We start from the raw sequence: 21967 nt of genomic DNA, 5'->3' as shown, positions 1-21967 counted from the left end.
CCCTTCATAGACGCTTTTAAACACCCACCCATGCTTTTTGTATACACAATTCGAACTTTTTGAAAACGCGATCAACATATTGCAACCCCTTATGTTCAATGCTATCTTTTTAGTTGATTAACAGATTGGGGGAACTATAGGTGAAATCATTCATGCATTCCAAAGCCGTTATATTCAGTTTCACAATGGCTTTCTTTCTTATATTGGCAGCCTGTTCCGGCAAAAATGAAGCCGATTCCAAGGATACAGGCTGGGAGCAGATTAAGGATAAAGGGAAAATCGTAGTCGCTACATCAGGTACGCTCTATCCCACTTCTTATCACGATACTGACTCTGGCTCTGATAAGCTGACGGGCTACGAGGTTGAAGTTGTTCGTGAAGCGGCAAAACGCTTGGGGCTGAAGGTTGAGTTCAAGGAGATGGGCATTGACGGGATGCTGACAGCGGTGAACAGCGGACAGGTTGACGCAGCCGCGAATGACATCGATGTGACGAAGGACCGTGAGGAGAAGTTCGCATTTTCCACTCCATATAAATATTCATACGGCACGGCAATTGTCCGAAAAGACGATTTATCAGGGATTAAAACGCTCAAGGATTTAAAAGGGAAGAAAGCGGCTGGCGCGGCTACAACCGTCTACATGGAGGTCGCGAGAAAATACGGCGCCAAAGAAGTGATTTATGATAATGCGACGAATGAGCAATATTTAAAAGATGTTGCCAACGGACGCACTGACGTCATTTTAAACGACTATTACCTGCAGACACTTGCGCTCGCGGCATTCCCGGATCTCAACATTACAATTCATCCTGACATCAAGTACATGCCGAACAAACAGGCCCTTGTCATGAAAAAAAGCAATGCGGCACTTCAGAAAAAGATGAACGAAGCATTGAAAGAGATGAGCAAGGATGGCTCTTTGACTAAACTGTCGAAACAATTCTTCAATAAAGCAGATGTATCAAAAAAAATTGATGCCGACGTTCAGGACGTTGATTTGTAATCGGACGCCATGATCAATAGCATTCAGTGGGAATATATTTTCAACACGAAGCTGGCCATTGAATCGTTCCCTTATGTCATAAAAGGCATTGGTTATACACTGCTCATCTCTTTTGTAAGCATGTTTGCGGGAACTGTGATCGGCCTGTTCATATCACTCGCCAGAATGTCTAAACTTGCTTTGTTAAGATGGCCGGCGAAGCTCTATATCTCATTTATGCGAGGCGTTCCGATTTTGGTGATTTTGTTTATCCTTTATTTCGGGTTTCCTTATATCGGCATTGAATTTTCCGCTGTCACGGCTGCTTTAATCGGCTTTAGCCTAAACAGCGCCGCCTACATTGCGGAAATTAACCGTTCAGCCATTTCATCCGTCGAAAAAGGACAGTGGGAAGCCGCATCCTCGCTGGGTCTTTCCTATTGGCAGACGATGAGGGGCATCATTTTGCCGCAATCGATACGTATTGCGCTGCCTCCGCTTGCCAATGTATTGCTCGACTTGATCAAGGCGTCCTCTCTCGCTGCGATGATTACAGTGCCGGAATTGCTCCAGCATGCGAAAATCATCGGGGGCAGAGAGTTTGATTATATGACCATGTATATTCTGACCGCTCTCATTTATTGGGCCATCTGCTCCATTGCCGCGGTCTTTCAGAATATCCTTGAGAAAAAATACGCTCATTATGTTTAAACAAACGTTTCATTAAAAAAAGCCGTTCCCCATGGGACGGCTTTTTTTCTATTGATTCAGCTTCCATTTAAACGGGTCCTCAAACAGCGACCAGTCGGAATCAAATTCATACTCAGTCAACAGGCATTGATCAAGCTCTTTCGTGATCGTTTCTTCATCCAGGTCAGTTCCGATAAAAACTAGCTGCGTTAGGCGGTCGCCGAACTCCGGGTCCCACTCCTCCAGGATTTCCGGCTCCTGCTGTTTGACTTGCTCCTGCTCAAGCTTCGGCAACGCCGCCACCCAATAAGATACAGGCTCAATCGTAACCGACGGACCTGCTTGCGACATCAGCAAAGCGAGGTTGTTATGAGATGCGCACCAGACGATTCCTTTGGCACGTACCACGTTCTTTGGCATTTGATCCAACCAACGGTAAAATCGTGTAGAATGAAACGGCAAACGTCTCTTATATACAAATGAAGAGATACCGTATTCTTCTGTTTCCGGGGTGTGTTCCGCATGGCCTGCCGTCAGCTCTTGAATCCAGCCGGCCGATCCGCTCGCTTCCTCGAAGTTAAATAACCCTGTATGCAAAATCTCCTGCGGTTTTACATTTCCTTTGACGGAACGAATGAACCTGGCTCTTGGCTGCAGTTTACGAAGAACGTTTTCAAGCTGTTCGAGCTCTTGCTCGCTGACCAAATCACATTTATTTAAGATCAGTACATCGCAAAACTCAATTTGATCGATCAAGAGGTCGGCGATTTCTCTTTCATCCTTTTCCCCCAATGCTTCTTTGCGGTCCAGAAGGCTTTCGCCTGACTGATAATCATGCCAAAAACGGTTGGCATCAACAACCGTCACCATCGTATCCAGCTGACAGAATTTTGTAAGATCGATTCCCATCTCTTCATCGATATAAGAGAAAGTCTGGGCCACCGGGATCGGTTCGCTGATTCCTGTCGATTCGATGACGATATAATCAAACCGTCCGTCTTTTGCCAGCTTCTCAACTTCAATTAATAAGTCTTCGCGAAGCGTGCAGCAAATGCAGCCATTTGACATTTCCACAAGCTTTTCATCTGTTCTGGAAAGGCCACCTTCCTGCTTAACCAAGCCCGCGTCAATGTTCACCTCGCTCATATCGTTTACGATAACCGCTATTTTCAAGCCTTCGCGATTTTGCAAAATGCTGTTCAGCAATGTTGTTTTTCCCGCACCGAGATAACCGCTCAGTACGGTAACCGGAATTTTTTTCATAATAGTGCCTCCATTAAAATAGAATGATTACGATTTAAATTGAATACTTCGCCGTATGTACAATGGTGTAGAGCAGCTTTTCGCGCTCATTTCTCGCTGCCGCCCGATTTCTAAATCAGTAAAGACTCCAACCGCGTTTAATCCTTTTCCCCATCGCAAATCCTTGCCTTTGCCGACAGCAAGATCCTTAATCGATGCCTTTCCGCTTTTCACAGATGCACAGACAATGATAAGCCATTTATCATAAAACGTAATTGTTACGATTTAAATTGTATGGTCTTTTTTCCTTTTTGTCAACGGTTTTCAATTCAGCTGATCACCACTTTTGTATGTTCAGGGATATTTTCATATACCCATTTCGCATCTGGAATGGTCAGCCTGATACATCCGTGAGATGCTTTCGTTCCTAGTTTTTCTGCTTCCGTTTTGATGACTTTTTGATCCTTAGTCATTGGCACACTATGAAATAAAAATTCACCGTGATTTTTCCATGATACCCAGTATTCTGCGCCTTCCTGGTATCCTTCGGAGAAAAACCATTCTCCCCGTTCAGGCTCTACATAAAAGGTGCCCTTTGGCGTAGCATCATCTTTTGTTTGATCAAGACCAGAAGAAATCATCATTGTATAGATGGTGTTGCTTCCTTCCTTGATGTAAGCCTTCTGCTCCTTCACATTCACATCAATCCAGACATGCTTCTGTTTAATATCCGGGTATTCTCCGCCCGAAGGCTTTGTCCAATCAATGCTTGTTTTTGCTGTTTTTCGAACGTCCGTTATGTTTTCGACCGTTTTCTTTGTATTGATACTTGCGTGTTCTTCTGCATGATCGGAGCAGGCTGACAGCAGGATGACTGGCATAAGAACTGCAATAATGAATAATGAGAGTTTCATATTTTATCCACTTCCTTCGAAAAACACAGCTTCGCATAGGCATCGTGAAGATGGATCGATTCTTCATTTCGGCATTCAATCTCAAAGGCTGACACCCATTCAAGCTCAAACAAATCTGCAGCAATCAGCCGGGCGAGATCCTCAACAAATCTCGGGTTTTCATAGGCCGTTTCTGTCACGGCTTTTTCATCAGGCCGCTTCAATACCGGATGCAGTCTCGCAGAAGCATTTGATTCTGCGGCGTGAAGCAAATCAGCTTTAACATCACTTGGCAGCGATGCGGCCGGGTGAATATCCGCCCAAATGCTGACCGTTCCCCTCTGATTATGGGCACTGTATTCGCTGATTTCCTTGGAGCAAGGGCACAGAGTCGTTACTTTTGCTGAGATGCCGGCACGCTGTTTAAACGGCTGATCTTTGCGATAGGTGACAGACATGAATATATCAGCATGCATCAAACCCGCTTTCTCAAGCTTCGGGCTTTTCCGTTCGAAAAACCACGGAAACCTCACTTCAACTGTGGCAGATGATGTGTCCATGTTTTCTGCAAGCTCTTTCGTAAATTGCTGAAGAGAGGAAAATGAGAGAATCCAGCCATTTTGATGATAGACTTGCAGCAGCTCTGTTAACCGGCTCATGTTAATCCCCTTCTGATTTCTCGGCAAATTACAAGTCATTGTAAAGTTCGCAGCCGTTGTTTGCTCGGCAGGCATCATGGCAGAAGTGATTGTGACTGGATGGGACACATTAGCTACACCTACATGCTGAATGTCAAAAAAATAATCCTTCCTGATATTTTGCAGGTCCTTCATTTTCTCTTTTTCCACTGGTTTCTCGCCTTTGATCGGACTGACCGATCCAAAGTATTGAAGACGCTCCGTTTTTTTCGGGAGCAGCGTATGTTGATTCATTCAGAAAACTCCTCTCACTAACAAATCGTAATAATTACTATTTATTTTGATCGGTTCACTGTTGAAAATCAAGAGAAAATAAAAAAGACACGCACAAACGCGTGTCCGTCAAAATCCTAAACATCCGCCGGGCTGCTTTCCGCGCTCCAGCTTTTCCGCCAGTAATAGCCTGCGGCAAGCACAAGTGCAAACGCCAGCAGCGCGATACAGGAAAACGTGATAAAACCGATAGCATATGTGCCTGTCATCTGTTTGAGAGATCCTAAGATGTTCGGCAAGAAAAACCCTCCGATTCCTCCGGCCGCACCGACGATTCCCGTCACCATGCCGATTTCTTTGCGGAAGCGCTGCGGCACGAGCTGGAATACTGCGCCGTTTCCCATTCCGAGCCCCATCATTCCGACAAACAATAGAACAATAACCATTGAGAGAGATGGCAGGCTACTGACTCCGGCCATACACAGTGCCACGATGACAAACAATACAGAAAGAACTTTCGTGCCGCCGACACGATCTGAAATCAAGCCCCCGACAGGCCGGAAAAAGCTCCCCGCCGCCACACATAATGTAACGAAGTCCCCTGCGTGAATTTTTGACAGCTGGTATTGATCAACAAAGAAAATAGATAAAAAGCTTGAGAGCCCGACAAATCCGCCAAATGTGACGCTGTACAGCAGGCAGAAAAACCATGTTTCCTTTTGCCCAAACACATGCAGATAGCTTTTGAGCGGCTGGGGAGACGGCTGTGCAGGGGAATCCTTTGCCATGGATACAAAAAGAATAAAGACGATCAATAATGGAATTAGCGCAATTCCCATGACAATGTGCCAGCCGAACTGCTCTGCCAGACGAGGGCCAAACAGGGTTGCAAACAACGTGCCGCTGTTCCCCGCTCCGGCAATCCCCATCGCAAGTCCCTGCAAATGAGGCGGATACCAGCGGCTGGCCATAGGCAGCGCTACAGCAAAGCTTGCTCCCGCCACGCCAAGCAGAATCCCGATGGCATACAGCTCAGTCAGGGAACGGCCGCCGAATGTCCCCCAAAGCAGCGGAATCATCGTCACCAGCATCCCGATCACTGCCGTTTTTTTCGGTCCGATTCTGTCCGTTAAAATACCAAGAATGATACGAAACACAGATCCAGATAAAATCGGCACAGCTACGACAAGCCCTTTCTCAAAAGGAGACAGGCCAAAATCCTGAGAAATATAAACACCCAGCGCCCCAAGCATAACCCATATCATAAAACTGACATCAAAGTATAAAAAGGAACAGAGCAAAGTGAGTGGATGACCGCTAGTTTTCAGTTCCGACAGCTTCATAAGATTCCCCTTTCTAGACCCTCATTATTTTACATTTTCTGAATCAAGGATATAGGACCATTATTTTCTGGAAAAGACATGTGTAAGTTTTTGTGACACGTTTAATGCGTTAACAATGCATTGTGACATAATTTTTAATAGGAGAAAACTTACGAGCTTCGCCAAAGGAGGTCTGATACATGAAGAAACAAAGATTAGTGTTAGCGGGAAACGGCATGGCCGGAATCCGCTGTATTGAAGAAGTATTAAAGCTGAATCGCCACATGTTTGAGATTGTCATTTTCGGAAGCGAGCCGCATCCCAATTACAATCGCATTCTCTTATCCTCTGTATTGCAGGGTGAAGCGTCACTCGATGATATTACACTGAACAGCAAGGATTGGTACGACAAGCACGGGATCACGCTTTACACAGGCGAAACGGTTATTCAGATTGATACAGATCAGCAGCAGGTCATCACAGATCGGAAACGCACTCTGTCGTATGACAAATTAATAGTGGCAACAGGCTCCTCCCCTCATATTCTCCCTATCCCCGGGGCAGACAAAAAAGGTGTCTATGGATTTCGGACAATAGAAGACTGCCAAGCGCTGATGAACATGGCCCAGCACTTTCAAAAGGCTGCGGTAATCGGAGCCGGCTTATTAGGACTGGAAGCTGCAGTAGGTTTACAGCATCTCGGTATGGATGTCAGCGTCATTCACCACTCCGCCGGCATTATGCAAAAACAGCTCGATCAAACAGCGGCGCGGCTGCTGCAAACAGAGCTGGAACAAAAAGGCCTAACCTTTCTTTTGGAGAAAGACACCGTCTCCATTTCCGGCGCCACGAAGGCAGACCGAATCCATTTTAAAGATGGCTCTTCATTAAAAGCAGACTTGATTGTGATGGCGGCCGGCGTCAAACCGAATATTGAATTGGCTGTATCCGCTGGAATCAAAGTGAACCGCGGGATCATCGTGAATGACTTCATGCAGACAAGCGAACCGAATATCTACGCCGTTGGTGAATGCGCTGAGCATAACGGAACGGTGTACGGATTGGTGGCTCCGCTTTATGAGCAGGGAAAAGCGCTCGCCAGTCATATTTGCGGCGTTCCATGTGAGGAATATCAAGGCTCAGCACCATCTGCGGCGTTAAAAATAGCTGGAATCGATGTGTGGTCAGCAGGAAAGATCCAAGAGGATGAACGCACGACGAGCATCAAAATCTACGACGAACAAGCAGGCGTTTATAAAAAAGCGCTTTTTGTAGATGACAAACTGGCCGGCGTTATTTTATTCGGAGACACCCGTGACAAGCAGCGGCTTCTCGACAGCCTGCTTAAACAACGAGACATCTCCATTGCCAAAAAACAGATCATCGAACCGGAGACAAGCGGCCCTTTATTTGAATCCATGCCTTCCAGTGAAACGATTTGCCAATGCAACACAGTGACGAAAGGCGCGATTGAAGACGCGGTGCACACGAATAGCTTAACAACTGTTGAGGAAGTCAAGCACTGCACCAAAGCCACTGGGTCCTGCGGAGGATGCAAACCGCTCGTTGAAGACCTTTTGAGATACATGACCAACAGCGAATATACGAAGCCCGCCAGCACACCTTCGTTTTGCAGCTGTACTGATTTTACAGAAGACGACATCATCGCTGAGCTTCAGCGCAGGCCATTCACTAATCCGGCAGAAGTGATGAACCAGCTTGACTGGAAAACAAAAAACGGATGCAGTACTTGTGTTCCTGCGATTCAATACTATCTGGAAATGCTGTACCCTGGGTTTGTCCAGCCTGAGCCAGCCACTGAAGAGACATGCATCCTGATTCCGCAAATGTACGGCGGGCGGACAAACGCGGAGCAGCTAAGAACCATCGCCAACATCATTGAGGCATACAGCATTCCCGACGTATCCATCACTCACGGCCAAAGGCTGAAGCTTTCCGGGATCAAGCCTGCGGATCTCCCGAACATGAAAAAAGACCTGAAAATGCCCGTTTACACTAATGAACACCGACACGCGCTGCAAAGCATCAAAGCATGTACATGCGGGCAAAATCGATCGATTCAGCAGCTGGCAGCCCAAATCGAAAGACAACTTGAGATGCTTCCCTTACCCGCTCCCATTTCTATCAGCTTATCATGTGAAACAGACTGCACCGAGGCCGCCCTGCAAGATGTCGGCGCAATTCGGACACAAGCTGGCTGGGACATTCACATCGGCGGCGTCCGGGGAACTCATGCCCGTTCAGGAGCTTTGTTTTGCGTGACTGAGAACGAAGACAGCACTGCCGGCATGATCAAAGGACTGATCCAGTATTATCGGGAAACGGCTCATTACTTAGAAGGTGTTCATCAGTGGATAGACCGTCTCGGGATCGTTCATATCAGAGAAGTGCTATTCGAAGAAGACCTAAGGGCACAGCTGCTGGAAAGCCTCCAAACAGATCTGTCACTGATTCAAAACCCGACTGTAGAGACGGGCGCATATAAGAAAGGATGAGGCATTTTGACTGAACGACTGCTTAGATATTTCCGTGATAAACAGCAAGACGTCCAATCAGAAAAAACATATGACACTCAATGCCCGTTTTGCAGCATGCAGTGCAAAATGCAGCTCGTGGAACAAACCATCGTCACGCGCAAAAAGTACACTGCGATCGGGATTGATAATCCTACGACACAGGGTCGGCTATGCATCAAGGGCATGAATGCTCACCAGCATGCCTTGAACTCCTCCCGCATCACCCGGCCGCTGCTGAAGAAAAACGGCGAGTTTATGCCTGTTTCCTGGGAAGAAGCACTGAATCATATCAAAGACCAAGTGACAATGATCCAAACTGAACACGGACATGACGCCATGGCGGTATACGGAAGCGCCTCGATTACAAATGAAGAGGCGTATTTGTTAGGGAAGTTCGCACGAGTAGGCTTACAGACAAAATACATCGACTACAACGGGAGACTTTGTATGTCCGCAGCAGCCACCGCAGCCAACCAAACATTCGGCGCGGACAGAGGCTTAACGAATCCTTTATCAGACATCCCCCACACCCGTGTGATCATTCTGGCCGGCACCAATATTGCGGAATGCCAGCCTACGATTATGCCGTATTTTGAAAAAGCGAAAGAAAACGGAGCTTACTTCATTGCCATTGATCCTCGTGAAACAGCGACAACGAAAATCGCCGATCTTCATCTGAAAATCAAACCCGGCACAGACGCCGCCCTTGCCAACGGTCTCGTCAAAATCATCATTGACGAACAGCTTATAAACGAGGATTTCATTCAATCACGAACAAATGGATTCGAAGAGCTGAAGCAGCATACTGACTCGTTGGACCTGAATGACATCGCCGAACAGACGAGTGTCTCGCTGGTGGATATAAGAAAAGCTGCTGTGAAGTTTGCCAAGGAAACGTCCGGCATGCTGTTTACAGCCCGCGGGATTGAACAGCAAACCGATGGAACAGCGGCTGTGAAAGGCTTCTTAAACATGGTGCTGATCACAGGAAAAATCGGCAAACCTTACTCGGGCTACGGGGCGATCACCGGACAAGGCAACGGGCAAGGCGCCAGAGAGCATGGCCAAAAAGCCGATCAGCTTCCAGGCTACCGTTCTATCGAAAACGAAGAACACCGGGCGCATATTGCGAAAGTGTGGGGAATCCATCAGGATGAACTCCCGCGAAAAGGTGTCTCAGCCTATGAAATGATGGAAAAAATCAATGACGGCGACATCAAAGGACTGTTCCTCATGTGCTCCAACCCTGCTGTTTCCAGTCCAAATGCAAATCTCGTGAAAAAGGCTTTAAGAAGACTGACATTCTTTGTCGCAATCGATTTGTTTATTTCTGAGACTGCGAAATACGCAGATGTGATTTTACCTGCCTCCTCTTACTTAGAAGATGAAGGCACCATGACAAATGTAGAAGGACGCGTGACATTAAGAGAAGCAAGCCGGCCATGCCCCGGCGAAGCAAAGCATGATTGGCAGATCATTTGTGATCTCGCATCCGCTCTCGGCAAGGGCCGCTACTTTTCTTATACGTCAGCGGAGGATATTTTCAATGAATTGAGAGAAGCGAGCCGAGGCGGGATTGCCGATTATTCAGGCATCTCATACGGCAGGCTCAGACGTGAAGGCGGCATTCATTGGCCGTGTCCGGAATCTGATCATCCCGGAACTGGGCGCTTGTTTACAGAATCATTTGCTCATCCGGATCAAAAAGCGGCATTAAGTGTGATTCCAAACGAACCACCTGTTCCAAAAGAGAAGCCGACAGCCGATTATCCGCTTTATTTAACGACAGGCAGAGTCATGTCTCACTACTTAACAGGCGTCCAAACAAGAAAAAGCGCCGCCCTTGCCGCGAGACATTTTGAATCGTTTATGGAGATCCATCCGCAAACAGCAGCGACCTACAATATCGAGGACCGTGTACTGGTAAAAATAGAATCGCCGCGGGGAAGCATCACCGTCCGCAGCAAATTATCAGAACAAATCAGAAAAGATACCGTTTTTGTTCCCATCCATTGGGCAGACGCTCAAAATGTGAATGATTTAATCGGGGAAGCCTTAGATCCAGCCTGTAAAATGCCCGGTTTTAAGGTATGCGCCGTCCGAATCATACCTATTTAAATTTTTCATAAAATTTTTAGAACTTTTCGTATATTTTGTTACATTTTATAACATGTATCTTAAATATTCCTTTTTGCTGTGCTACGCTGGAAAAAACATTTGATAAGGAGCGGATCATCTGATGGGAAAAAAACAGCTAGTTCTTGTTGGTAATGGAATGGCCGGGGTAAGGGCCATTGAAGAGATACTGAGTGTTGCTAAAGACGAGTTTCAGATCACAATTTTCGGTGCCGAACCGCATCCCAATTACAACCGAATCCTTTTGTCAAAAGTGCTTCAAGGCGATACAGATATTAAAGATATTACGTTAAACGATTGGGACTGGTACGAAGAAAACAACATTCAATTGTATACAAATGAAACAGTCATCAAAGTGGACACGGAAAACAAAACAGTCATCACAGATGCAGACAGAATCCAGCCTTACGATGAATTGATCCTGGCGACAGGATCGGTCCCTTTTATCCTTCCGATTCCGGGCGCAGACAAAAAAGGCGTCACAGCTTTCCGGGACATAAAAGATACAGACACAATGCTCGCCGCGTCAAAACAATATAAAAAAGCTGCCGTCATCGGCGGAGGACTACTTGGTTTGGAAGCAGCTCGCGGACTGCTGAATCTCGGCATGGACGTGTCCGTCATCCACCTTGCCCCATTCCTGATGGAGCGCCAGCTTGATGCAACGGCAGGACGCCTGCTGCAAAACGAGTTAGAAAAACAAGGTATGACCTTTTTACTTGAAAAGCAAACAGAAGAAATTGTCGGTGACGACCGTGTCGAAGGCCTCCGATTCAAGGATGGCACAAGCATTGAAGCTGATTTAGTCGTCATGGCTGTCGGCATCCGCCCAAATACAACGCTCGGGGCCGAGAGCGGCATTCCGGTTAACCGCGGCATCATCGTCAACGATTATATGCAGACTGAAATCCCGCACATTTACGCGGTCGGCGAATGTGCCGAGCACCGAGGAATCGCCTACGGGCTTGTGGCGCCGCTGTATGAACAGGCAAAAGTGCTGGCAAAGCATATGTGCGGCATCGAAACAAAACCGTATGAGGGCTCCGTTCTCTCCACACAGTTAAAGGTATCAGGCGTCGAGGTCTTCTCTGCCGGTGACTTTAACGAATCAGAGGAGAAAAAAGCGATTAAAGTCTTCGATGAGCAGGACGGCATCTATAAAAAAATTGTCCTGAGAGGCAATCAAATTGTCGGTGCTGTTTTATTCGGCGACAGCAGCGAAGGCAATCGCCTGTTTTCTATGATTCAAAAAGAAGCCGATATCTCTGAAACCTCTAAAATATCAATCTTACAGCCCCTCAGCCAGGAAGCAGGCACAAGCATAACCGCAGCGATGAGCGACGATGAAATCATCTGCGGCTGTAACGGCGTGTCAAAAGGTGCGATTATTCAAGCCATACAGGAAAAGGGCTGCTCGTCAACGGACGAAATCAAAGCATGCACCGGCGCATCCCGCTCATGCGGAGGCTGTAAGCCGCTCGTAGAAGAAATCCTCCAGCATACGCTCGGATCAGACTTTGATGCGTCAGCGCAAAAAGAAGCCATTTGCGGCTGCACCACATTGTCGAGAGATGAAGTCGTAGAAGAAATCAAAGCCAAAGGGCTGTCACATACAAGAGAAGTCATGAATGTGCTCGGCTGGAAAACGCCAGAAGGCTGTTCTAAATGCCGACCCGCTCTGAACTACTACTTAGGCATGATCAATCCAACCAAATACGAGGATGACCGGACATCCCGCTTTGTTAATGAACGAATGCACGCCAATATTCAAAAAGACGGAACATACTCAGTCGTTCCTCGGATGTACGGCGGCGTGACCAACTCCACAGATTTGCGCAAGATCGCCGATGTCGTTGACAAATATGAGATCCCGCTCGTGAAAATGACAGGCGGCCAGCGAATTGATCTTATCGGCGTGAAAAAAGAAGACCTTCCGAAGGTATGGGAAGATCTTGATATGCCATCGGGCTACGCGTACGGAAAAACGCTCCGCACAGTGAAAACATGTGTAGGCGAGCAATTCTGCCGCTTCGGCACACAAGACTCCATGGCACTGGGCATTGCGCTTGAGAAAAAATTCGAAGGGCTGAACACGCCTCACAAAGTCAAAATGGCCGTGTCTGCCTGCCCGCGAAACTGTGCGGAATCCGGCATTAAGGACCTTGGCGTTGTCGGCATCGACGGAGGCTGGGAGCTTTATGTCGGCGGAAACGGCGGAACCCATTTGCGTGCCGGCGATTTGCTGATGAAGGTGAAAACAAATGAAGAAGTCTTAGAATACGCGGGCGCTTACCTGCAATATTACAGGGAAACCGCAAACTATCTGGAGCGTACGTCCGCATGGCTTGAGCGCGTCGGTTTATCCCATGTCCAATCCGTGTTAAACGATCCGGAAAAGCGGCAGGAGCTGAACGGCCGAATGAATGAAACACTCTCTGTCCACAAGGATCCGTGGAAAGACTTTTTAGAGGATAAACAAACCTCTAAAGAATTATTTGAAAATGTCGTGACCACATCATAATGACAAAAACTATCATTGAGGAGGAATGGACATGGTAAACAAAGACGTAACAAAAGTATGTATCGGAAAAATTGAAGAATTGCCTGAACAATTAGGCAAAACAGTGTATATTGAAGATAAGGAGCTCGCGGTTTTCAAGCTTTCAGACGGAAGCATCCGCGCCATTGAAAACCGCTGTCCGCATAAGGGCGGCGTCCTGGCAGAAGGCATCGTCAGCGGTCAATATGTTTTCTGCCCGATGCACGACTGGAAAATTTCCTTAGAAGACGGAATCGTCCAAGAACCTGACCACGGATGCGTCAAAACATATGAAACGCTGATCGAAGGAGAACATGTTTATCTCGTATATTGATCAAAAGACCGGATCACTTTTCTAGTGGTCCTTCATTTTTTACAGTGACGGAAGGATGACATGATCATGAAGAACGGAATCGTATATTTCGTGGGAGCCGGACCCGGCGACCCAGGCCTGCTCACCATCAAAGGAAAACAGGCGCTCAAGGAAGCAGATGTGATTTTATATGACCGGCTCGCCAACCCGAAGCTGCTCGAATTTGCATCACCGGACTGCCAGTTTATTTATTGCGGAAAACTGCCAAACCGCCATTTTATGAAACAAAAAGAAATTAACGCCCTGCTGGTTGAAAAAGCATTAAATGGGTTAACCGTCGTTCGCTTGAAGGGCGGAGATCCGAGCGTATTCGGCAGAGTCGGCGAGGAAGCAGATGCTCTTCATGAGCACGGCATTCGCTATGAAATGGTGCCGGGAATCACCTCTGGAATTGCAGCGCCGCTATATGCGGGCATCCCCGTCACGCATCGGGATTTTGCATCGTCTTTTGCCATGATTACAGCGCATGATAAATCATTAAAAGGCACGCCGAACCTTGACTGGGAAGGGCTGGCCCGAAGCGTTCAAACCCTTGTTTTTTACATGGGTGTCAAGAACTTGTCTTATATTTGCCAGCAGCTTATTTCATACGGGAAATCGCCTTCTGTCCCTGTCATTGTCATCCAATGGGGAACGTGGGGCCGCCAGCGGAGTGTGAAAGGAACACTTGAGAACATTCAGCAAAAAGTGCAGGAACACCAGATTACAAACCCTGCGATTATCGTCATCGGAGACATCGTCAACTTTCAAACACACAGCTGGTTTGAAAGCAAACCGCTCATCGGACGGCATTTGATGGTTGTGACTCATGGCGAAGATGAAGACCCGCTTGCAGACAAGCTGCGCGATTCCGGCGCCGATCTCATCGAGTGGCCGAAATGGCGGACCGAAAACATGCCTGTCAATGAAGAAATTCTTCGAAAGATTGGCACCTTTGAAGACGTTTTTTTCACATCGCGCCGGGCGGTTTGTGAATTTTTCAGAGCACTGGCTTCTCAGAAAATCGACATCCGCCAGCTGACAGCCAAACTGAGTGCAGCATCTGAGCAAGCAAAGACAGAGCTTGAGAAACGGGGCTTTCTTGTCACCGCCATTCAGCCTGATTCAGAGAAACGTCTTGTTGTCGGGAGCCGCCATGCAGTGGAAAACATGCAAAAGCATGAATCCTGTTCGTTTTATATCACTCATGAAAACGTCATAGATGACCGGTTCACCCACATGATTCAGCGTACCATCAGTGAATCCCCGCTGCACATGGTCATTTGCCCAAACAAGCTGTCCGTTCAGCAATTGATCAATGGTGGCGAACAAATTGGCATTTTGCCGGAACCGTCAGCAAGCCGCCCTCCTATCGTCTGCATAGGCGATGACTCAGCTGCCGGCATTTATGGATTCACAGCCGTACAAGAACAGGATGAATTGCTAGCTTTCATCCACAATCAACATGCAGAGAAAAAACTCCTTCACACCTGATGGCAAGCAGCCCTTTTCCTCAAGGGCTGTTTTATTTATGCACCAATTTTTTATGATGGGTGGAATACATCGCCATATTCTCGGCCTTAGGGTCCAGATAAGCCTTGGCACTGTTGACCGCTGTCGGGCCTTCCGTAAATCCGCCGGCAATCAATCTCAGCTTGCTTTCATAAAAAGCCGCGTCGCCCGCCACAAACACGCCCGGAAGATTCGTTCGCATATGTCTGTCAGCTTTCACCCTTCCTTCTTCAATCTCCAGCCCCCACTCCATCATCGGCCCGAGATCAATTTTGAACCCATGATTAATGATCAGCTCATCAATTTCTATGTCTTTCCTCTGGCCAGACTCAGTATGACAAACGGTCACGCTTTTGATGCCCTCTTCATCTCCGTTCAACTGCTCCAGCCGATAAGGCGTAAGCACCCGCACCGATGATTGCTTCATTTTCGTCACGCTGCTTTCCATTCCGCCGAATTCCTCACGCCGATGAACGACAGTCACAGACGCCGCAATCGGTTCAAGCTCATTAGCCCAATCGACCGCAGTATCTCCGCCGCCTGATATCACCACGCGTTTCCCTTTAAACGCATCGAGCTTCTCCACTCCATAATGAAGATTTTTGCCCGCATATCGGGCCGCATCCTCGCTGTCAAACTCATTGACCTCAAGTGTACCCATGCCGCAAGCCAAAATCACAGTTCTTGTATAGTGCTTTTTCCCTTCAGAACCCGTCAGAACAATGGTGCCGTCATCTAGGCGTTCAAACCCGGTCACACGCTGATTCAATACGATATCAGGATCAAACGTTGCCGCCTGCTCCTTCAGCTGCTCGATCAGCTGCTTTCCCGCAATCCCCGGTATGCCGCCGATATCGCGAATGATTTTCTCAGGAAAGAATAAAGACACCTTCCCTCCGAGCTTCGGCAAAAATTCGATTACCTTTGTTTTCAGCTCCCGCATCCCGCAGTAAAAAGCAGTAAACAGCCCGATCGGCCCCCCGCCTATAATCGTAACGTCATATACCTCTTGATTCTCAGCCATCCGTCCTGCCTCCCGTTCACATCTATATCAAAGTTTTAATTGAGAATGAATATCAATACAAAGTATATCATATTTCAAGGGCCTTTGTTTATTCATTTCTTCTACCTTGTGGTCAATTGCTGAAAACTCTATAATAGGCAAAAACCAATTGGGTGAAACAGATGAAAAGACGAGTTGAAACGATCACCTTCGATGGCGGTACACTAGAATATTCTGTGACAGGCAAGGGAACTCCGATCCTTGTCATGCATGGCGGGCATTCAAATTGTTACGAGGAATTCGGATACACAGCGTTGATTGAACAAGGGTATTCCATCATTACGCCTTCAAGGCCTGGCTATGGACGGACGTCAAAAGAAATTGGAAAAAGTCTTGCCAATGCCTGCCGTTTCTATGTGAAATTATTAGATCATCTACAAATCGAGAGTGTCCATGTGATCGCCATCTCAGCAGGAGGGCCGAGCGGCATATGCTTTGCCTCACATTATCCGGAAAGAGTAAATACATTGACCCTGCAATCCGCAGTCACCAAAGAGTGGCTCACCCCAAAAGACACTGAATATAAATTGGGGGAAATTCTCTTCCGCCCGCCGGTGGAAAAGTGGATATGGAAGCTGATTTCTTCCTTGAATAACGCTTTCCCGCGTTTGATGTTTCGAGCTATGAGCCCCCAATTCAGCACGCTTCCGTTTCAGCGAATCAAGTCCTTGATGAATGAAAAAGACATAGAAGCATTTCGGAAAATGAACAGCCGGCAGCGCTCGGGTGAAGGATTTCTGATTGACTTGTCACAAACCGCCGCTGTCTCTTTAAAAGACCTGCAAGCCATCATATGTCCCGTGCTGATTATGCAAAGTGTTTATGACGGATTGGTTGACTTGTCACATGCACATCATGCAAAAGAGCACATTCGTGGCGCTGTTCTCTGTTTGCTTCACTCATGGGGACACCTGATTTGGCTCGGAAAAGAAGCTGCAGAAACAGGCAGTATCCTACTCGGCTTTTTGGAATCCTAACCAAAGTGAAACGATCCTTTCCCCTCCTCCGTCAAACAAGCAGTGCCTTTTTTTCTGGTATCATAAGAAAGGCAGCTTAACATGAGCGGAGGTTTTATTGTGACAGCACAATCATCTTTTCTTCAGCTGAATTCTATTTTTATCAGCATTTTAATAGAAGCCATTCCGTTTATTCTGATTGGCGTCATACTTTCCGGAATCATTCAAATGTTTGTTTCTGAAGAAATGATTGCAAGAATCATGCCGAAAAACCGTTTTCTCGCCGTTTTATTCGGTGCGCTGGCCGGCGTTTTATTTCCCGCCTGCGAATGCGGCATCATCCCGATTACGAGGCGGCTTCTGTTAAAGGGAGTTCCTCTGCATGCGGGCGTTGCTTTCATGCTGACCGCGCCTATCATTAATCCTATCGTTTTATTTTCTACTTATATTGCGTTCGGGAATAGATGGAGCGTGGTCTTTTACAGAGGCGGACTGGCTCTCGCCGTTTCGCTGATCATCGGGGTCATCTTATCCTATCAATTTAAGGATAACCAGCTTTTAAAGCCTGATGAACCCGGGCACCACCATCATCATCACGGCACCTTGCTCCAAAAACTGGGCGGGACCTTGCGGCATGCCATTGATGAATTTTTCTCCGTGGGGAAATATTTAATCATCGGCGCCTTTATCGCAGCCGCTATGCAGACGTATGTCAAAACATCCACTCTGCTTGCGATCGGGCAGAATGATGTATCCTCTTCCCTCGTGATGATGGGTCTGGCGTTTGTCCTGTCGCTTTGTTCAGAAGTTGATGCGTTCATCGCGTCTTCCTTCAGCAGCACGTTTTCATTAGGATCGTTAATCGCCTTTCTCGTCTTTGGTGCAATGGTGGATATTAAGAATCTATTGATGATGCTTGCGGCCTTCAAAAAACGATTTGTTTTCCTGCTGATTACATACATTGTCGTGATTGTTTTAGCGGGATCACTACTGGTAAAGGGGTGATTGGATGTTTCGTTTATTGGTGCTGATGGGATTTACGTTTTTCTTTTATCATCTGCATGCCTCAGGAAATCTAACAAAATATATCAATATGAAATATGCCTATCTTTCCTTTATTGCGATCTTCCTGCTGGCCATTCTGACCGCCGTCCAAGCATATCTATTTATCAAGTCGCCTGAAAAAAGCGGACATCACCATGACCATGATTGCGGGTGCGGCCATGATCACGAGCATGACCATGAACAAAACAAGCCATTTTATCAGCGTTATTTGATTTATGTTGTTTTTCTTTTTCCTTTGGTGTCAGGCATCTTCTTCCCGATTGCAACGCTTGACTCATCCATAGTCAAAACAAAAGGGTTCTCGTTTAAGGCGATGGAGAGCGGAGATCACTACTCCCAAACACAGTATTTGCGGCCTGATGCCAGCCTTTATTACGCGCAAGACAGCTATGACAAACAAATGAAACAGCTGTTTAATAAGTATTCCAGCAAAAAAGAGATTTCTCTGACCGATGACGATTTCCTAAAAGGAATGGAAACCATCTATAACTATCCGGGTGAATTTCTCGGACGGACGATAGAATTTCATGGATTTGCTTACAAAGGAAACGCAATTAACAAAAATCAGCTGTTCGTATTAAGGTTTGGCATCATTCACTGTATCGCTGATTCCGGCGTGTACGGGATGCTTGTGGAATTTCCGAAGGACATGGACATCAAGGATGATGAATGGATTCACATTAAGGGCACTCTGGCCTCAGAATATTACCAGCCATTCAAGTCAACTCTCCCTGTCGTCAAAGTAACTGACTGGAATACCATTAAAAAACCTGATGATCCGTATGTTTACAGAGGATTTTAAGTGAAGACGAAACCAGTACAAGTACTGGTTTCTTTTTTATTTCTTTTTCATCAGCATCAAATCGAGATAGAGCTGGCACCGCGTTCTGAAATCGCTTAAATCGATCGACGTCATCTCAGTAATCTGTTTGATGCGGTAATTCAATGTATTTTGGTGAATAAACAGCTGTTCTGCCGCTGGTTTTGTTTTGCAGTTGTTGAGGAGATAGATTTCCAAGGTTTTGAGCAGCTCAGTGCTGCTTTCTTCGTCTTTTGCTTTTAATAAAGCTAAATCTTTATTCTCGTATTCTAAAAATTCATTTTTCTGTTCGATGCTTTCTAAATAGCGGTAAATGCCGAGTTTGGCATATTCATATGGAATGTTTTCCTGATTGCCGGTGATTTCTGCGGCTTTGATGACTTCAAGTGCTTCTGTGTAGCTCTTGCCAAGTTTTAATAGGTGATTATATTCGTTTCCGATACCGATATAAATAGGGGTAGGTATTTTTTGAAAGTGAAAATGTGTTAACAGCTTGTTAATAAACTCAGAAGCTGCTGAGGAGACGGAGCTTTTTTGGGAAAAACTCGCTACGACGATGACAATGTTTGATTCGATCGTTAAGACATGACTGACCTTATCCCGTAAATTCAGGTACGACCTGATATTTTCCTTTAAATCCTCAACCGCTTCCCCATCCCCATTTGCGGCGTGCAGGATAACAACTGAAAACATGGAAGGCAGCACGGTGTTGATCCTTTCAGCTTCCCGTCTGAGTTCCTTCTCAGAGGTAAATTGCTGATAGATCGCCCGTTTGATGAGATCCTCTGCTTTTTCTTCCTTTTCCTGTTTCAATTTATTCGTTTTATAAATGATTTTCCCGACATGGAAGGAGGTCTCGTACAAAAAGTCGAGCTCTTCATCCGTCAGATTTTGGTCCAGCTCCTGAATCCAGATGTAGCCCATGACTTCCCCTTTGTGCTTTGCACTCACGACCACCCTCTGGTTTAACCCAATGCTTTCAATTTTATTGACGCGAAAAGGCTCAGGCTCTGTTTTCAATTTTTCAATAATTCCGTCCTTCAGAAACCTCTCAAAAATCTGGACCGGACACTTTTTCGAAAAAATAGTCTGCTGGTTGGCAGAATCAAAATGGTTAATATAGTAAGAATTATAGGCTAACAAAAAGAAATCCGCGCTTTCCAGTATCACTGGCTTTTGCAGTTCATAGCTAATAAAATCAATTAGCTTATCAACATCTGAAAATGAAAAAACTCTCTCTAAAAGCTCTTCCATACCTTTTTCTCCTATACTTTTTTTACTTTAATCATATCCATACGGGGTCTTTTTGTATAGAAAAAAATACGTTTGTTTCCAAAAGAAAAAAATGGCCGCTTAAAAGGAGAAAAGAGGAAAAAGGGACAGCCCCTTCCTCCTCCTTTCGATCTTTATTGCGACATTGTATCTTGGTAGTCGTTGAACTGGTCTGTGACAGCTTGTGACGGAGCCTGCGTCAATATGCTGACAAAAAAGACAGATAATAGACTCGCAGCAAAACCAGGTATCATTTCATACAGAAAGTCCGAAAGACCGGCATTCGCCCAAATGATTACAGTCGCTGCTCCCACAATCATGCCGGCGAGTGCCCCCCATTTGGTCATTCGTTTCCAAAACAGACTGAGCAGTACAACTGGCCCGAATGATGCACCGAAGCCCGCCCACGCGTAGCTGACCAATCCAAGGATGGTGTTATTTTTCTCCCAAGCCAGAACCAACGCGACAATTGAAACAGCCAGAACAGCCAGTCGGCCTAAAAACACCAGTTCTTTATCTGAAGCTGAGCGTCTGAACATCGACTTATACAAATCTTCTACCAGAGAGCTTGATGTCACAAGCAGCTGGGAAGAAATTGTACTCATAATCGCGGCCAAAATCGCTGAAATCAGAAAACCCGTGATAATCGGATGGAACAAGATATTCCCTAATTGAATAAAAATCGTCTCTGGGTCCTTCAGTGTCATGCCGCGCTGATGGTAATAAGCGATTCCGCCCAAACCGGTCAGCACTGCGCCTACTGCAGACAAAATCATCCAGCCCATCCCAATTCTGCGCGCTCTTTTGATCTCTTTGACAGACGTTATCGCCATAAAACGCACAATAATATGCGGCTGGCCAAAGTATCCCAGCCCCCAGGCAAACAAAGAAATAATGCCAAGGACGCTCGTTCCTTTGAAAATATTAAACATATCAGGATCTACAGAGCGGATTTCAGCAACTGTATCACCTGCTCCTCCCGTGTGGAAAAACGTAACGATCGGCACAAGAATGAGTGCGGCAAACATAATAATCCCCTGAACAAAATCTGTCCAGCTGACTGCCAAAAAGCCGCCAAACAGGGTATATGCCACAACAACACCCGTCACAATCCACAGGCCGGTGTGATAATCCATCCCCAAGATGCTGTTGAATAAGACGCCGCCGGACACCATTCCGGACGATACATAAAACGTGAAAAAGACTAAAATGACAATTCCCGAAAACAGTCTGAGAAGCTTTGTTTGATCTCCGAAGCGATTTTCCAGGAATCCGGGAATTGTAATAGAATTCCCCGCTTTTTCAGTATAGGTTCTCAGCCGTGGTGCGACGTAAAGCCAGTTCGCCCACGCTCCAAGGCAAAGTCCGATGACGATCCAAGCGCCGCTCAGACCAGTAGAAAACATGGCGCCCGGAAGCCCCATTAGCAGCCAGCCGCTCATATCGGCAGCGCCGGCACTGAGAGCGGTTACTGCCGGACCCAAAGAGCGTCCTCCCAGCATATAATCCGTCAGATTCGACGTACGCTTGTAAGCAAAGTAGCCGATTAGCAGCATTCCCGCCATATAAATACAAATCGAAATAATCAGCTGTGTGTTTTCTATGGCACTTCCTCCTCTTTTTTATAGTATATGGATGAAATGGACACCCCCGCAGGGAGGATGCCCATTTAGT

At 46.5% G+C, this 21967-nt stretch carries 18 protein-coding genes; 10 read left to right on the top strand and 8 right to left on the bottom strand.

Annotated features, from left to right (window positions below; translation table 11 throughout):
* Window positions 1–140: 140 nt before the first annotated feature.
* Both yckB and yckA read left to right on the top strand, forming a co-directional pair.
* Window positions 141–1004, top strand: coding sequence for an amino acid ABC transporter (binding lipoprotein subunit) (gene yckB, locus BSU_03380; RefSeq protein ID NP_388220.1), 864 nt, complete (start codon window positions 141–143; stop codon window positions 1002–1004).
* 9 nt (window positions 1005–1013) lie between these two features.
* Window positions 1014–1694, top strand: a complete 681-nt coding sequence (gene yckA / locus BSU_03370; protein ID NP_388219.1) for an aminoacid ABC transporter (permease subunit) — start codon at window positions 1014–1016, stop codon at window positions 1692–1694.
* A gap of 48 nt (window positions 1695–1742) precedes the next feature.
* On the opposite strand, the gene zinU is transcribed toward yckA, so the two are convergent.
* From zinU to nasA, 5 genes are all read right to left on the bottom strand, one after another.
* Window positions 1743–2936, bottom strand: a complete 1194-nt coding sequence (gene zinU, locus BSU_03360) for a zinc metallochaperone with NTPase activity (protein ID NP_388218.1) — start codon at window positions 2934–2936, stop codon at window positions 1743–1745.
* 27 nt (window positions 2937–2963) lie between these two features.
* Entirely contained in the window at window positions 2964–3149 is a 186-nt protein-coding gene (yczL, locus tag BSU_03359) for a hypothetical protein (protein YP_003097674.1), read from the bottom strand.
* A gap of 95 nt (window positions 3150–3244) precedes the next feature.
* Window positions 3245–3829: a putative Zn(2+)-dependent division lipoprotein (schizosome) gene (yciB, locus tag BSU_03350; RefSeq protein NP_388217.2), complete on the bottom strand. Its 585-nt coding sequence runs from the start codon at window positions 3827–3829 to the stop codon at window positions 3245–3247.
* Window positions 3826–4740, bottom strand: a complete 915-nt coding sequence (gene folEB / locus BSU_03340; RefSeq protein ID NP_388216.2) for a GTP cyclohydrolase I — start codon at window positions 4738–4740, stop codon at window positions 3826–3828. Before folEB ends, yciB begins: the two co-directional genes overlap by 4 nt.
* 116 nt (window positions 4741–4856) lie before the next feature.
* Window positions 4857–6062 (bottom strand): putative nitrate transporter, encoded by a 1206-nt coding sequence (gene nasA / locus BSU_03330; protein NP_388215.2) that lies wholly within the window; start codon window positions 6060–6062, stop codon window positions 4857–4859.
* Window positions 6063–6241: 179 nt separating this feature from the next.
* On the opposite strand from nasA, the gene nasB reads away from it, so the two are divergent.
* The 5 genes from nasB to nasF all read left to right on the top strand — a co-directional run bounded on the left by nasB (window position 6242) and on the right by nasF (window position 15099).
* Window positions 6242–8557 carry an assimilatory nitrate reductase (electron transfer subunit NasB) gene (nasB, locus tag BSU_03320; protein ID NP_388214.2) on the top strand — a complete coding sequence of 772 codons (2316 nt, stop codon included), beginning with the start codon at window positions 6242–6244 and terminating at the stop codon, window positions 8555–8557.
* Window positions 8558–8563: 6 nt separating this feature from the next.
* Window positions 8564–10696 (top strand): assimilatory nitrate reductase (catalytic subunit), encoded by a 2133-nt coding sequence (nasC, locus tag BSU_03310; protein NP_388213.2) that lies wholly within the window; start codon window positions 8564–8566, stop codon window positions 10694–10696.
* A 121-nt stretch (window positions 10697–10817) separates the two neighbouring features.
* The gene (gene nasD / locus BSU_03300; protein NP_388212.1) at window positions 10818–13235 is read left to right on the top strand and encodes an assimilatory nitrite reductase subunit; all 2418 of its coding nucleotides are present in this window, start codon (window positions 10818–10820) and stop codon (window positions 13233–13235) included.
* A gap of 31 nt (window positions 13236–13266) precedes the next feature.
* Window positions 13267–13587 carry an assimilatory nitrite reductase subunit gene (gene nasE / locus BSU_03290; RefSeq protein NP_388211.1) on the top strand — a complete coding sequence of 107 codons (321 nt, stop codon included), beginning with the start codon at window positions 13267–13269 and terminating at the stop codon, window positions 13585–13587.
* Window positions 13588–13647: 60 nt separating this feature from the next.
* A complete protein-coding gene (gene nasF, locus BSU_03280) occupies window positions 13648–15099 on the top strand; it encodes a uroporphyrin-III C-methyltransferase (RefSeq protein NP_388210.1) in 1452 nt (483 codons plus the stop codon).
* A gap of 31 nt (window positions 15100–15130) precedes the next feature.
* Here the strand turns inward: nasF and ffoR are convergent, their stop codons facing one another.
* Entirely contained in the window at window positions 15131–16141 is a 1011-nt protein-coding gene (gene ffoR, locus BSU_03270; RefSeq protein NP_388209.1) for a Fur-regulated NADPH:ferredoxin oxidoreductase, read from the bottom strand.
* 161 nt (window positions 16142–16302) lie between these two features.
* On the opposite strand from ffoR, the gene ycgS reads away from it, so the two are divergent.
* The 3 genes from ycgS (at window position 16303) to ycgQ (ending at window position 19003) form a co-directional block, all read left to right on the top strand.
* Entirely contained in the window at window positions 16303–17157 is an 855-nt protein-coding gene (gene ycgS, locus BSU_03260; RefSeq protein ID NP_388208.1) for a putative aromatic hydrocarbon hydrolase, read from the top strand.
* A gap of 99 nt (window positions 17158–17256) precedes the next feature.
* Window positions 17257–18141 carry a putative permease gene (gene ycgR / locus BSU_03250; protein ID NP_388207.1) on the top strand — a complete coding sequence of 295 codons (885 nt, stop codon included), beginning with the start codon at window positions 17257–17259 and terminating at the stop codon, window positions 18139–18141.
* Window positions 18142–18145: 4 nt separating this feature from the next.
* Window positions 18146–19003, top strand: a complete 858-nt coding sequence (ycgQ, locus tag BSU_03240) for a hypothetical protein (RefSeq protein NP_388206.1) — start codon at window positions 18146–18148, stop codon at window positions 19001–19003.
* Window positions 19004–19039: 36 nt separating this feature from the next.
* On the opposite strand, the gene putR is transcribed toward ycgQ, so the two are convergent.
* Together putR and putP are read right to left on the bottom strand one after the other, a co-directional pair.
* Complete coding sequence (putR, locus tag BSU_03230) at window positions 19040–20275, bottom strand: transcriptional activator of proline degradation operon (RefSeq protein NP_388205.2); 1236 nt, start codon at window positions 20273–20275, stop codon at window positions 19040–19042.
* Window positions 20276–20427: 152 nt separating this feature from the next.
* The gene (putP, locus tag BSU_03220; protein NP_388204.2) at window positions 20428–21849 is read right to left on the bottom strand and encodes a proline permease; all 1422 of its coding nucleotides are present in this window, start codon (window positions 21847–21849) and stop codon (window positions 20428–20430) included.
* Window positions 21850–21967: the final 118 nt, after the last annotated feature.

The sequence above is a fragment of the Bacillus subtilis subsp. subtilis str. 168 genome (assembly GCF_000009045.1).
Lineage (GTDB): Bacteria > Bacillota > Bacilli > Bacillales > Bacillaceae > Bacillus > Bacillus subtilis.
This window is presented reverse-complemented; position numbering and strand designations above follow the sequence as displayed.

Bases quoted from the DNA above. Each gene is read 5' to 3' on its own strand.
- yckA (NP_388219.1), top strand. From the start codon at position 1,014: ATGATCAATAGCATTCAGTGGGAATATATTTTCAACACGAAGCTGGCC.
- zinU (NP_388218.1), bottom strand. From the start codon at position 2,936: ATGAAAAAAATTCCGGTTACCGTACTGAGCGGTTATCTCGGTGCGGGA.
- yciB (NP_388217.2), bottom strand. From the start codon at position 3,829: ATGAAACTCTCATTATTCATTATTGCAGTTCTTATGCCAGTCATCCTG.
- folEB (NP_388216.2), bottom strand. From the start codon at position 4,740: ATGAATCAACATACGCTGCTCCCGAAAAAAACGGAGCGTCTTCAATAC.
- nasA (NP_388215.2), bottom strand. From the start codon at position 6,062: ATGAAGCTGTCGGAACTGAAAACTAGCGGTCATCCACTCACTTTGCTC.
- nasB (NP_388214.2), top strand. From the start codon at position 6,242: ATGAAGAAACAAAGATTAGTGTTAGCGGGAAACGGCATGGCCGGAATC.
- nasD (NP_388212.1), top strand. From the start codon at position 10,818: ATGGGAAAAAAACAGCTAGTTCTTGTTGGTAATGGAATGGCCGGGGTA.
- nasE (NP_388211.1), top strand. From the start codon at position 13,267: ATGGTAAACAAAGACGTAACAAAAGTATGTATCGGAAAAATTGAAGAA.
- nasF (NP_388210.1), top strand. From the start codon at position 13,648: ATGATCATGAAGAACGGAATCGTATATTTCGTGGGAGCCGGACCCGGC.
- ffoR (NP_388209.1), bottom strand. From the start codon at position 16,141: ATGGCTGAGAATCAAGAGGTATATGACGTTACGATTATAGGCGGGGGG.
- ycgS (NP_388208.1), top strand. From the start codon at position 16,303: ATGAAAAGACGAGTTGAAACGATCACCTTCGATGGCGGTACACTAGAA.
- ycgQ (NP_388206.1), top strand. From the start codon at position 18,146: ATGTTTCGTTTATTGGTGCTGATGGGATTTACGTTTTTCTTTTATCAT.
- putR (NP_388205.2), bottom strand. From the start codon at position 20,275: ATGGAAGAGCTTTTAGAGAGAGTTTTTTCATTTTCAGATGTTGATAAG.
- putP (NP_388204.2), bottom strand. From the start codon at position 21,849: ATGCTGCTAATCGGCTACTTTGCTTACAAGCGTACGTCGAATCTGACG.